Annotated in this window: 11 protein-coding genes; 4 read left to right on the forward strand and 7 right to left on the reverse strand. The window is 52.7% G+C overall.

Features of this window, described 5'->3' with window-relative positions; all coding sequences use genetic code 11:
- Positions 1 to 186: 186 nt before the first annotated feature.
- Positions 187 to 3108 carry a matrixin family metalloprotease gene (locus KJZ99_09180; protein ID MCL4306074.1) on the forward strand — a complete coding sequence of 974 codons (2922 nt, stop codon included), beginning with the start codon at positions 187 to 189 and terminating at the stop codon, positions 3106 to 3108.
- A 265-nt stretch (positions 3109 to 3373) separates the two neighbouring features.
- Positions 3374 to 4744, forward strand: coding sequence for a T9SS type A sorting domain-containing protein (locus KJZ99_09185; protein MCL4306075.1), 1371 nt, complete (start codon positions 3374 to 3376; stop codon positions 4742 to 4744).
- Positions 4745 to 4813: 69 nt separating this feature from the next.
- On the opposite strand, the gene KJZ99_09190 is transcribed toward KJZ99_09185, so the two are convergent.
- The 7 genes from KJZ99_09190 to ggt form a co-directional block, all read right to left on the reverse strand.
- Positions 4814 to 5524 (reverse strand): hypothetical protein, encoded by a 711-nt coding sequence (locus tag KJZ99_09190; protein ID MCL4306076.1) that lies wholly within the window; start codon positions 5522 to 5524, stop codon positions 4814 to 4816.
- A complete protein-coding gene (locus KJZ99_09195) occupies positions 5521 to 6072 on the reverse strand; it encodes a hypothetical protein (GenBank protein ID MCL4306077.1) in 552 nt (183 codons plus the stop codon). Before KJZ99_09195 ends, KJZ99_09190 begins: the two co-directional genes overlap by 4 nt.
- A gap of 14 nt (positions 6073 to 6086) precedes the next feature.
- Positions 6087 to 7031, reverse strand: coding sequence for a succinylglutamate desuccinylase/aspartoacylase family protein (locus tag KJZ99_09200; GenBank protein MCL4306078.1), 945 nt, complete (start codon positions 7029 to 7031; stop codon positions 6087 to 6089).
- A gap of 179 nt (positions 7032 to 7210) precedes the next feature.
- A complete protein-coding gene (locus KJZ99_09205) occupies positions 7211 to 7360 on the reverse strand; it encodes a hypothetical protein (GenBank protein MCL4306079.1) in 150 nt (49 codons plus the stop codon).
- The gene (locus KJZ99_09210) at positions 7360 to 8637 is read right to left on the reverse strand and encodes a TRAP transporter large permease subunit (GenBank protein MCL4306080.1); all 1278 of its coding nucleotides are present in this window, start codon (positions 8635 to 8637) and stop codon (positions 7360 to 7362) included. The genes KJZ99_09205 and KJZ99_09210 overlap by 1 nt, the downstream gene beginning before the upstream one ends.
- Positions 8634 to 9614 carry a poly-gamma-glutamate system protein gene (gene pgsW, locus KJZ99_09215; GenBank protein ID MCL4306081.1) on the reverse strand — a complete coding sequence of 327 codons (981 nt, stop codon included), beginning with the start codon at positions 9612 to 9614 and terminating at the stop codon, positions 8634 to 8636. Before pgsW ends, KJZ99_09210 begins: the two co-directional genes overlap by 4 nt.
- Positions 9615 to 9622: 8 nt before the next feature.
- Positions 9623 to 11251 (reverse strand): gamma-glutamyltransferase, encoded by a 1629-nt coding sequence (ggt, locus tag KJZ99_09220; GenBank protein ID MCL4306082.1) that lies wholly within the window; start codon positions 11249 to 11251, stop codon positions 9623 to 9625.
- A 345-nt stretch (positions 11252 to 11596) separates the two neighbouring features.
- Here ggt and KJZ99_09225 point away from each other — a divergent pair, with 345 nt between their 5' ends.
- A complete protein-coding gene (locus KJZ99_09225; protein ID MCL4306083.1) occupies positions 11597 to 12088 on the forward strand; it encodes a MarR family winged helix-turn-helix transcriptional regulator in 492 nt (163 codons plus the stop codon).
- Positions 12081 to 13508, forward strand: a complete 1428-nt coding sequence (locus KJZ99_09230; GenBank protein MCL4306084.1) for an efflux transporter outer membrane subunit — start codon at positions 12081 to 12083, stop codon at positions 13506 to 13508. The genes KJZ99_09225 and KJZ99_09230 overlap by 8 nt, the downstream gene beginning before the upstream one ends.
- Positions 13509 to 13510: the final 2 nt, after the last annotated feature.

Here is a 13510-nt window from a genome sequence, read left to right on the forward strand (position 1 = left end):
TTAGGCCGAATGCAAGCACTTTGGCAGATTCCTTGCTGTGGAATATGCGGAGTTGGTTGTTGCTAAATTTCCTTCGCAGCATTCCGGCCTTGCATCTGCCTCGAATTGCTATTAACTTAAGCTTTCGCCATGTCTTGGCATTAGATGCAGATGCTATACTTTACGATGAAACCAATGGGTCCTGGGATGAAAGCTTGTTTGGTCGGTTTTCGCGTCTTATTACTTACCCTCTTTGGGTTGCTTGTTTCCGTTCCGTCTACCGTCTGTAGTGCTGATGTGATTTGCCCGGATTGCGGCAAAGTCGTTGAGAACGATTCACCGTGGGAAGCGGTAACTGCATTAGAGAACAAAGACACTTGGAAGAGCGCTTTGGCGCCTAAAATGTACTGTTTCGATCCGGGTACACCTGAGGACGTTGTTCAGTCACTGGTGAATCGAATCTACAACAACCCTGCCTCCTACATCAGCAGCAGTCGTTGGACGGCAACAGCATCGGGCACGACCGGAGCTCAAGGTGAGCCGACGGTCCTCACGTACAGCTTTGTGCCGGACGGAACTACCGTTCCTGATGATCCACCGCCGAATGGCTTTGGGAATCAGGTCAATAACATCCATGCCATGATGATTGCGAAATTCGGCAGCGTTGCCAACGGTAAGGCGAAGTTCAGACAGGCTTTCAATCAATGGCAGGCGCTAACAGGTTTAACCTATGTGGAAGAGACGAATGATGATGGCGCTGCTCTGTTTTCTTCACCCGGTGTGCTTGGCGTCAGGGGTGACATTCGACTCTCGGCAATCCCCATGGATGGCTCGTCCGGAGTCCTTGCTTACAACTACTTTCCGAATACCGGAGACATGGTATTGGATAATGCCGAAAGCTGGCAGAATTCCAGCTCGGACTATCGGTTCTTTCGCAATGTAGTCACCCATGAAGCGGGACACGGTATCGGTCTGTCCCATGTCTGCCCGGATGATTGTCAGTTTCTGATGGAGCCATACATCTGCACGGCATACGATGGCCCGCAGCATGACGATATTCGTGGAGGTCAGCGGCAATACGGAGATACGACCGAAACCAATGACTCGCCCGCAACTGCGACTTCATTAGGCAGTCCCGCTAATGGCACAACGACGGTCACAAATCTGTCAATAGACGACAATGGCGATCAAGACTATTTTGCCTTCACTGTGCCGACGAACAAACAAATCACGGTAACCGTTACTCCTGTCGGAATGTTCTATGACCAGTGTGCGCAGACTCAGGCTTGCGCATGTGCGGCAGGGGACACAGTAAGGACCACAGACGACGTGAATCTGTCCGTGCGGCTTATCGGCACAAACGGTTCCACGATTCTGGCGGAGGCAAGCAGTCAACCTGCCGGCGTGGCGGAGACCATTCCTAATACAGCCCTTCCGACTGCGGGAACGTACTACATTCGGGTCTACCAGGGCACGACGAATGCGATCCAGTTGTACAATCTCAGCTTCACCTTGTCCAATCTTGTGGTGCCGTCAATAACTGTGTCACAGCCAAATGGTGGCGAGTTTTGGAATGCGGGCACTAATCAGACGATTACGTGGACGTCCACAAGTGTGACAGGTAATGTGAATATCGAACTGAATCGGAATTTCCCGGGCGGAACGTGGGATATGCTGTTTGCGAATACGGCGAATGACGGAACGCAATTGTGGAACGTCGTTGGTGCAGGCGGAACTGAAGCCAACTGCAAGGTTCGCGTGACGAGCATCAACACCCCGAGTGCGACAGACGAATCCAACAATGTGTTCACGATCTTCTCGCCTTCCATTCAGGTTGTCCGGCCGAACGGCGGAGAAGTTCTAAACGGTTCTGCTCTTGAGCAGATAAATCTTATTCCGAGTGGAATCACAGGCAACGTCCTTGTGGAATTGAATCGTGGATATCCCGCCGGAACGTGGGAAAACATCGGTTCCATTCCGAACACAGGCGGCACTCTTGTGTTTGGCGGTCCGCCCACAACGACCGCTCGAATTCGATTGACGTCAATTAATCAGCCGAGCGTGTCGGATATTTCCGATGCGAATTTCGAAATCTACGTTGTGAATCTTCCGCCAGTCATTAAACATGATCCGAAGGGGGATCAGTCACCTGGCAACTCGGTTGTCACTGCTGTAATCACGGATGATGCCGGTCCGATCACCGCAACGCTTTACTATCGTCCCTCAGGTGGCGGGGCATTTTCCTCCGTGAGCATGCCTTCAACCGGAAACCCGAATGAGTTCGCAGGACAATTTGTTGCGGTCGAAGGAAGCTACGACTACTACCTGCAGGCGCTGGATGCTTCAGACTTCGCCGCGACCGATACCTTTAGTTTCGATGTCAAGGCCTGCGAAGACGTGATTGCCTTCGATGACGGAACTACAGAAGGGTACAATTGGGCCTACGAAACGCCGTACTCGTGGGCTGTGAAATATGCGCCCGAAGCGTATCCGTTTTTACTGTGCGGATTTGAAGTGGCTGTTGCGAAGTTCCATCCAGACAGCAGCCATTCCCGAATCGGTGCCAGAGTTCTGCTTGCTGACGGAATCGGAGGCCTGCCCGGTACTGAGATTTGGAGTGAGATTAGTGGCTCGGTCGGCAATGTGATCGGAGGTCTTCCCGCCGGTCAAGTTGCGTGGGCGCGAGTCTTAACTCCTGAAACACCGTTGATTATGAACCAACCGTTCTTTGTGGCCGTCGATAATCCCCAAGGCGGCGCATACGAGGCCTTCGGTCGTGACGATAACACCAATAGTAGCAACAGCTATTTCTACGATGGCTGCGATTCGCTATGGTATAGCGAGAACGATCTGGTCCCCAACGCGCAAGGCGGACAGCGTATGATTCGATTGCTGGGGGCATCGGTTCCACCCCCAAGCGAATTGGTCATTCTCTCAAGCGGAAATGACATCGTTCTCTTTTGGGCGAGTTCCGGTGCACCTTATTATCGAGTCTACAGTTCGACAACCACCGGAGGGCCTTTCACGACGCTTGAAGGTTCAACTTCCGATACGACCTTCACAGATCTTGGTGCCGTCATGTCGAATGATCTCAAGTTCTATGTGGTTGTAGCCTCTGCGACTCCCTGACAAGTTTCGTTTGGATTCATTGAGAGCCCGGGCAACCGGGCTCTCGTGTCTCTAATTCCTGCATTTATAGCAGAATATTCCCTTTCCATGTGGACTGATGCGCTTCAAACAATAAGAGAAACTCTTGCTAAGGTTTTGTTAATGCCAAGTTGCGTTTTCTTGCAGATGTCATCTCAATAGCTTACCTTTTCACTTGTAAGGGAACAGCGAGGTGTTTACGTTGAGTCGAAACCCAAAACGGTCAACACCGGGAGGTTGAACGATAATGAACAATCCAAGAGTTTGCTGCGTCTTCTTCGCGCTGCTGCTTTTCCTCGCCTCGGCCGACGCGCAACCCATTCAAGTTGGGTTTGGATATTGCGCTGAAGCAGAGCCGATCGGTTGCGGCTGCAGTTTGCCGACACGAGTACCCATTGCAGATGGCGAGAACTCGTGGTGTATCTTCTGGGATCGCAATGGAAATGGTCCGGACGAGTTGGACGAATTGCTGGCAGAAGGAGTTGGCTATGGCCAGGCTAACTACAGTTGCAAGCCGTTTAATGGCGTGGAGTATTGCGGCTCTGAAGGCAGTTTCTTTGCCGATCAGTACTTGATCATCGGGATTCCACCCGTGCCGCCCGATTCTTCAAGTTACTTCATCAAAGTGACAGGCGAGAGTTGCTGCTGGGTGTCCGATACCTTTGTCGTTGAAGTGGGTTTTCAGGAAATCTATCTCGCCGATGATGACTGGACTTGTGAAGACATCGCGTGTCCATTTGGTGAAGCACCTAATCCAGTACAGAGCATTTCCGCCACGATGGATGCATACTGTCTGCAAGTTGATTTCACTTGGGAACACGATGGTCAAAACGTGACCGGCTTCAATCTATACACGAGAACTGATCCGGGTCAGCCTTGGCTCTTTCTCCGTCCGTTCTCTGGGACGGAGCGTTCTGGCGGAATCCCCGCATGCGTGGACGGACCGATTCAGATTGGATTACGGGCAGTGAACGGTGCACAGATGTCGGACATTGTCTTTACGACAGGGACGACGTACCTGCGTCATTTCCCGGATCAGGGCGCCGTTCAATGGGTCGGTGGAAACGACTACAGACTTAACCTGGTGAGACCACCCGCAGGTGGCAGTTGTGCTGCGTTCTTGTGGTTCGACTTCTATTCCGGGGGGAGTTTCGTGGAGCGGGTTCTGTCGGTAACCAACTTTGAGCGCGTATTAGAGATGACGTTCGACGTCACGCTTCCGACACCGCCCAACGCAGACTGCTACATTGTCATGCTTGACAGCTTCCCGGATCCTCTGAATCCCATGTACGGTTGCGGTTTGACGGATACAGCATTCTTTACAGTGGATGCAGGCGATGCGCCTAGTCTTGTCCGCGAGTTCAACTTGCATCAGAACTATCCCAACCCTTTCAATCCAGTCACTACTATCGCTTTCATTCTTCCATCAACCGGCTACGCGGAGCTTGCAGTATTCAATTTACAGGGTCAACGTGTCGCAACGCTTCTGTCGGGGGTCGCGACCGCTGGTGAGCACAGAGTCGAGTGGTCGGCGAGCGATATCGCTTCTGGAGTGTACATATACCGTCTGCAAACGGATACCCACTTGTCGACTCGCAAAATGGTGTTGATGAAGTGACGGGAAGTCATTTCAACGAACAGCCCGGCGAATTCTCGTCGGGCTGTTTGTTTTGGCTTTCATCTTCAGCTAAGGCGATTTCACTCGCTTCAGAGTTCCTTGAACTCTAAACTCCGCATTGTACGGTGTGTAGTCCAAAACGATGTCGTAGGCCGGGCCTTCGTCAAAAGTAAGATACAACACTGTCGCTTCATCAGCAGCGGCATACTTTCCGCGTACGGGCGGCACGAAATTGCTTGTCCAGCGACACGTGCTGCTCACTCGGACATCGTCCAACCAGCCGTCAAAGCCGCGCGGCTTGTCATCATCCCCAATCCCGTTGCCTATCCAAACTGGCTTGCGCGTAACTGTGAGCGGCACATCAATCACGGTCGCGGAGAACAGATTGCCATCCACGAAGAACCGCAAGGACTTTCCATCATATGTCACAGCAACGTGCTGCCACTTCCAATATGTGACTGCGCCCTTCTCAGAGAGCTGCCAGCCTGCGTCGCGACTCGGTCGAAAGCCAATGCGGGCATCGTCGGAAAGGTAGAATGTCAAACCACTCTTCTCCTGATCAAGGATTCGTCCTCGCCCTCCACCACCCTGAGTCCTCGGACGCACCCAAGCCTCAAAGGTGTACTCACGGGCGCCCTTGATCGACTGCAAACCATCGATGTGTTCAATCTTGCCTCCGGCGGTCTTGCCGTCCAGATCCAGACAGTAATTCCACGACCGTGGTTGCGAGAAGAGCAAGGCAGTCGACGAGATCAGGATGAACAGAACCCGAAGAATCACTCTTTCGCCTTCTCCTCAACTGAATACTTTGTTCTCAGCAACGGTCCCAAATCGGTAATCTTTTCAACCACCGAATAGTTGATTTTTCGCTCGTCGGCTATCGACTTAAAGAACCCGTCATCGTCTCCCCCGGACACTACAATCAGCTCGTTGGCAAGGCCCGCGCCCAAGCGATTGAACTCGTCAGAGAGAGCGCCTCGGCGGTTCTTTCCGCCGACATGGACTGCCAATACCGGTATGCCTTGCTTCGCGGCGCTTGACAGAAGTTCTGTAACACGGGATGATTCTTGCTCGGAACTTACCTTGGCAGCGCCGAGTCCCTTACTTGAACCTCCCAGCACGACAATGACCGACTTGTTTCCTTCAAGATGGGTGGTATTCGCCAGTGGCTCATATGTAAATGGAATATTCTCGCGAGTCAAGAGCGTCTTGAGCATCTGTGCGTCAGCGCTTTGTCCCGCAGAGGTCAACAACACAGGTGCCGCCAAGTCTGCGGCCAGCGCCCTGATTGTGAACAGCACAAGGGTGAGTATTGAACTTCGAAGCATAATGTCCTCTCTTCCTATTCTTTTCCGGCTGAGGAGAAATAGTGTCCCAAGCCGTTTTCTTGAATGTCTGAACAATCCGGAATGCCGACTGCAATAACAGCGCGATCGGGATGCAGTTCGTTGAAACTCTTGTTCAACATTTTGAATCCGGCGATGTGTCGGCCGACGCGCACGCCTAACGAAATTCCGTCGGGCCCATAAGGAACTCGCGTCAGATTAATCTCCGCTGCTTGAACGTACATCGGGTCTTTCCCCGTAAGTATCAAATTTGCGTCTGTCTTCCCGCGCAATCGACCTTGAATTGCATTGGCCGACTCCATGAGCGTCGCAAGGCATGGTGTATGATCACCAAGCTCCCGGTGCGAAAGGCCGCGAAAGTTGGCCGGAGATGGTTCAAGCGAGAAGTCCAGCCCTTCAAGCTGCAATTCGAGAACCGCGATCGAAGCGCAATCCATCGCCCTTTCGTGCGCCACGATCGCATTGACCACAGGATACTCAAGCGACGCCTCGTGCATGTCAATCACCAAATCCACCCGCTCGCTGCGCACCAATTCTGCAATGGCATGTCCGATTCGCTGTGTGAAATTTCCGTCCGATCGACCCGGATAGCTACGATTGAGATTTCGACTGTCCATCCCCGAAAGCAGTTGTCCTGAGGGATAGTGCACAAATACTTCGGGATCAGGCCATTGATCAAGCGGATTTGTATAGCGGCTGCCCATTCTGAAACTGCGTGACCCTGTAGGAGTCTCGATTGCAAATGTCGCCGGAAACGCTTCGCCTGGTGTCGTGTGCGTGAGCGCGGAGTGGTTGGCACGCGGAACAACCAGAATTCGCCCTTGCTCCATCGTCAGATTTTCTATCAGTAGATATGCGGCGAGGTAGCTTGCCGGTTCGTCGCAATGTGTTCCCCCCAAAACAAGTAGCGTCCCGCCACTAAGAGTGTCCCCAAACTCCATGACTTCGGTGTCTCCGCGCGTTCCCAGAAGCGGCGGATAGTAATCGGACAGTTTCTTGATGGCAGTAAGCGAGCGCGTTGGGAACAACGTTTCATCAGAATGCGCCTGCCGAAACTCGAATCCCGTCACGACACAGAGCGCAGTCGTGAGAATCAGTAGAACAAAAGCACGGGCCAACTTCATTTGAACAGGAACACGCGCATGATAATCGGAATCAGAACCACCGTTGCGGACAACTGACGCCGCCAGTCTGATTCTCGAAACAATTCACGGAGAGTCAAGATTCCGACACTCAGTGCAATCAGCCAGTATATCCAAAAGAGGATCATCACGCCAGCCCAAACAATTTTGCAAAGTCGTTTGCGAAGTAGATCATCAGAAGCGTTACCGCGATTGAAAGAGCGATTGGCCAGACACAAAATTTCAGAATTCTGACAGTGCTGTTTTCGCCCACGACCGGTCCCGCAAGCAGAATAGCCAGGCGCGTCGGAGGCATGTAGTCGCCAACCGATGCAAGCATGGAAAGTGCCGCAGCGACGAGAATATTGCTGCGATCAAGCAATGACAGCAGAATCGGCACACCCAAAACGACGCTTGCACCGTATGCGGAAACTCCTCCAAACAACGGAACGAGTACGGCCATGCCAAGGTAAAGCTGCCAGTCAGGCAAGGACAGCAGGTTTATCACGATCCACCCGCGCGCGCCGCTTAAGGTCAGAACTTCAATAAATGCACCGATTCCTGCCAGAAGCGCAAGAATCGACAGAGATTCGCGAGTAGCCCAGGTCGCACTATCCTTGATCGAGACTCGATCACCTGTGAAGAGCCCGACGACTGCGCTGAGAATGAATATCAAGGGTATCCCGACATAGGGAACAACTCCCGGAACAAACTTCTCTCCCAGCATCAGACCTGCCAGAACCACAAGCGGCAGATAGAGCTTCAATCCGTATTCGCCGAAGCGAGATTGTGGAAGAAGTGTTAAGGCAGTCTGGGGATCAAAAGACTTGAAGTATCCGCCCATCAACAAAAATGCCGACAGCAGGGCAAGCGGGATAGTCGCAAGCAGCAGTGGCAGATCAAATCCAATGTACGGCATGTCCACGCCGCCACAAATCAGCATCGCGCAGATGTTCACGGGCGGTGCAACCATACCGAAGAAAGCGCCGGTCGCGATGAAAGCTCCGGCCACTGCAGGCGGTGCGCCCGTGCTCAAAAGCAACGGCGCAATCATCGCACCCGTCGTCAGAACGCAGGGTGCGGTTAGACCTGTGAACATACCGGGAAACATCACAAGCAACATCAGCAATGAGATCAGCAGAACCTTGTGGCGGCCGAAGTTCTGCACAACCCAGACGTTCAGTGTACCGAGAGCACCCGAACGCTCAAAGACTGCCATGAAGAACAGCGATGAGATTACAATGAGCATTGGATCCAAATAGAGCATGGATCCTTCAACCAGATATCTTAGTCCCAATCCATTGCCCGAAGCCAAGCTTCCACTTGCCGCCGACAACAAAAGAGCAACACCCGTAGGTATCCTCAACAGAAAGATCGCGCCGCATAGAGCGGCAATCATGACGCCAAGGACAGCTCCTTCGCTCACCTCTTCTCCAAGAAGTACACCGGCGAAGTACCAAGTCTGGGCAATGGAGACGGATCCACCGGAATTCCCGCATGCTGAGCAAGCTCTTCAACCTGCAGAAGATTCAAAACCGGCACTCCGGCAGCAAGGAAGTCAAACACCAATCCTCCAGTGGAGGTTGACACGGAATTCTCCCAGTTCTTGCTATCAGGGCGAATGTAGCCCCCCGGAAGCTCCCGACCTTCAGGTCCTGTGCCGAGCATCAAATGGTTTCCGCCAACGTTGATCAGGAGTGAGTAGCTTTGCGGATTCCCGACGGCAGCCTGCCGCTCTTCGTATTGCGCGCGACGGTTGCCCGCATCGAGTAGTCTGTATCCGAGTCGCGCGCACCTCTTTCTTAGAAAGTCAAGCGTTTCCGCGGTCAATCCGCCCCCAACATCGCCCGTCCCGCCCAGTGTCACAAGATCGCTGCGTTTGTTCAACAGGCCTTCTCTGACAAGCACGTCCTCCATATCAATCCAGGTCATATCGAGCTGATTGGCGCCATAACTTGACGCCCCGAGGCTTGCTATACGGAGCGACGGTACGCCAAGAGTCTCAAGTGCGCAAATCAAGTTCAGATTTAGTCCCGGCAGAGAACCGGTCATCGTGACCAGGACTGAATCTTTCTTTGAAAGACCGTGCTCTTGCAGCAAACGAGTCAAATAGGCTGCAAAGTCAGGATTCGTAGCCGTACGTTTGGCCGCAAGATAGCCCGGTGTCGTAGTCAAAGGTGTAAACTCTTCACCTACCAGACCAGTCCGATTGATGTCATTCTTCGAGTTGACTATTCCCAATCGATGTTTGGTCAGGTAGATCTCTCGAGAGGCGCGCTGCGCTTTCTGAGCAGCTTCGAGCATTAACTCGTACGAAGGGTGGCGCGATTGTGACTCTGCGTGAGCAACGGCACAAAGCAGCAGACAAATGAGGACCTTCTGGCCGCTAATCAAGTGACGCATTCGCACCCTCAGTAGCCGTCTGCCGCACCGTCACGACGAGGGTCAGAACTCCCTACCATTCGTACCTGCGAGTTCTTGGGAAAGTGAATGGCCTGCACTCCTCCGAAGTAGTTGCTGATCGGTGCATCCGGGTATAGCTTCCACCCTTTCAGTGCAAGGGCATCCAGCGTGGATTGAGGTAATCGAGGCTCATAGACTAACGTCATTCCGGCCGGAAAGAAGCGCGGCAGGTCGAGAGCTTCGTTCAGCGGTAGATCGAATTCGAGTACAGCGAGTATAACCTGCACAAGTGCCGCAGGAATCCGCGCTCCGCCCGGGGTGCCGATCACCATCACGGGTTCGCCATCTCTTAGGATGATGGTTGGCGCCATGCTGGATACCGGGCGATGGTGCGGCGAAATCGAATTTGCACCGGTCGTATCTCGATCGAAGTCCGCCATATGATTATTGAGCAACAATCCTAATTCGGGAACCATGACGCCAGAACCGAAGAAATAGTTGATGGACTGGGTAAGCGATAACAAGTTTCCGTCTTTGTCGGCCACCACAAGGTGAGTCGTATTGCCTGGGCCAAATGCGCGGACGGAATCCAACGGAAGTAGTTTAGACACCACCGTATCCATCGGCAGTGAATCCCGGACCTCCGAAAGGTAGGTCGGAGACAACAGAGTGTCTACAGGAATGCGTGAAAACCCCGGGTCACCAAGCCAAGCAGCTGCGTCGGTGCGTGCTTTCCGAATCGCTGTGGCCACCGTATGAATATAATCCGGTGTCAATAAACCCTTTCCTTGAATGTCATACGGTTCAAGCAGCTTCAGTGTTTCCAGCAGAATTAATCCTCCTCCTGCTGGCGGGGATGTCGTTACTATCTCATAGTCGCGATATCTAACGCGAAGCGGTTTCCGTTCTACTGGTGCATATCGATTTAGATCGGACTCAGACACAAACCCACCATGGGACTTGACGGCACTTGATACTTGAGCGGATACAGGAGGAAAGTAGAAACTCTCAAGGCGTGTATGTGACAGGAACTTGAGCAATGCGCTTAACTTCGGTTGAGTCACGCGAAATCCTGCAGGCGGCGGCAAGCCCTCATCAAGAAAGACACGTGCAAGATTTGAGTCTGAGGAAAGCGTCTCGAGATTGTCAAGAATGATGGAGCTTTGTTTCTCCGAAACCAAGTAACCAGAATCGGCGACTGCTACTGCGTCCGCAAACAGCTCAGCCAGAGTCTTCGTGCCGAACCGGCGATGCAAGGTTTGCCATCCAGCAGGTGCACCCGGAACAAGAACGGACGTCCCACCTGTGCGTTGCGCCAATCGCAACGTGTCAAGCGGATTGAAATAGACCGACCTGCTCATTCTTGCCGGCGCAGTCTCTCGATAATCCAAGAGGAAAGTTGAGTCGGCTGCCGCGTCATAGTATAAAGCGAAACCGCCGCCACCTAACCCACTTGCATGAGGCTCGGTAACATTGAGCATTGCCAACGCAGCCAGCGCGGCATCTACGGCATTTCCACCGGACTCCAGCACACGCTTACCAGCGGCAGCAGCAAGCGGATGTGCACAGACCACCATTCCATTGTTAAACGCTGATAAATCTGCGCGGACGAAATTCGTATCCAGCGGCGCAGGCAAAGGCTCGACAACTGCCGGGGGCTTTGTCGAGGCGCAACCTAAGACGAGCAGGACGCAAGTGGCACCAAGCAGCTGGAAAATTATTCTTTTCCAAGCATTTGTGGGGATAAAATGGAGACATGACATAGGCCTTAAATGAACAAAAATCAAATGCTAAAAGCAAGGAATTCTGTGTCTCTCGGAACGTGCTTCAAGTGGCAGCAAGCCTCCAGAAAATTCAGTGAAACATCGCGAAGTTAACAAAAACAATATCTTACATTTGAAACAATATTTGACTATTTCAAGTTTCACGCTTACATTGTCCGACCTTACATAAATCATTTGAACTCTGTTTGAGGGTTTGCTTTGAATTATAATCCGGATGAAATTTTCCCCTTCTGGGTCAACAGGACGGCTTTCATTTTTCGGGCACTTTTTGAACAAAGAGCCGAGCCGTTCGGCCTGAAGTGGCTCGAGGGAGTAATTCTCCTCAAGCTCGGCATGGGTCATGATACCCTTGCCGATCTGGCCCGAAATCTCGACCAGTCCCACCCTGCTATCCTCCGTCATCTCGACAAACTCGAGGAATTGGGCTTAGTTGAACGAACCAACCATCCTGAGGACAGACGAGTCAAGATTCTCGTGTTGACCAAAGCAGGGAAGTCCCGTGTTGCGGAGCTACAGGACATGACCAGCAGACTCTCGAATGAGTTCCGCGCGAGATTTGGCAGCGATCGGATCGCTCAGGCCATCACACTAATGAAAGAGGTGGTAGCGGCATACGCTGAAGACGGTCTTCAGAGTTGCCCAATTGACGAAGAACATCATGACTCAGATAAGCAGGCAGGACATGCGTAACTTCTACTTACTCTCGCTTGGCATGGCGCTTCTGGCTGGAGGGTGCGGATATGTTCAAAGGCATAATGCACCACAAATCGCTGACTTACCTTCAAACTATCACACCAGCTCGGAACTGAGCGAGTTTCGCGATGAAGCATGGTGGGTCGAGTTTGGAGATGAGACTCTAAATCAGCTCATGAATGAAGCAATTTCAAATAGTCCGAGTCTCGAGGCAGCCTTGGCGCGACTGCAACAGTTCCGTGCCCAGAGCAGAGCGACGCGGGCGAGCCTCTTCCCAACTCTGACCGCTTCCGGATCCTATCAAGACGGCGAGCGCGCATTCGGAGGTTTTGGGAAAATCGAGCTGGGATACTACGACGTTAACATAACAGCTCAATATGAGATTGACTTATGGGGAAAGCTGTCGGCTCGGCGGAGGGCCGCATTTGGCGATTTATTGGCTTCGGAAAACGACGCGCGTGCGGCCTTGCTGACATTGACGTCACAGATTGCGCGGACGTATTTTCAAATTCTTGATCTTCGCGAGCAGCAGCGACTGATTGACCAGACCATCGCTGCAAATCAGAGCGCTTTTGATCTTGTGAAGAGTCGCTATGCATTGGGCATCGTCACGTCCCTCGATGTCTATCAATCGGAGTCCAGCCTGGCACAATCACGCGCACAGAGATCAACTATAGAGGCTTCGCTGGCCGCGATGGAGCATTTGCTGTCCGTCTTGCTCGGGCGCTACCCTGAAGCCGGAATTGCAGGTAATATGATTTCTCTCCCGCCGGCGGTCGTAGACATCGGGACGGGATTGCCTTCTGACTTGCTTGAGCGCAGACCCGATATACGATCTGCACGGGCACGGCTGCTCGCTTCGGATGCGCGTTGGGCATCTGCAAATGCCGCCCTCCTCCCGAGTTTTACGCTTACCGGATCTTATGGGAACATTAACAAGAACCTGGAAGACGCGCTTGACCCCGAGAACTTGCTTTGGAATCTTGTTGCGGGCTTAACGGCACCGATTTTTCAGGGCGGTCGATTGGTAGGAGAAGCGCAGCGATCTGAAGCTGTTTTCTATGAAACTGCTGCAAACTACAAAGCGGTCGTGCTGAATGCTTTTAGGGAGGTTGAAGACGCGCTGGTCCGGGGTGAAAAACAGAAGGAACGCATTCTCGAGCTGGAAAGGCAAACTGCCGCTGCCGGTAACTCACTCCGAGTCGCGGAAGATCAGTATCGGCAAGGCGTCATTAACTACCTGCAAGTGCTGATTGCACAAAACTCTTACTATCAAGCTCAAAGTGCCCTAATCAGCGCGCGGCGAGAACTTATTCAGAATCGAATTGACTTAGCGTCCGCGCTCGGCGGCTCGTGGACGGACGAAATACTGGGGAACCGTGAGCCGTCGCCGAAACTGCATACGGAGGTTCGTTGAAC

It is taken from the genome of bacterium (genome assembly GCA_023382385.1).
Classification (GTDB): domain Bacteria; phylum Electryoneota; class RPQS01; order RPQS01; family RPQS01; genus JABWCQ01.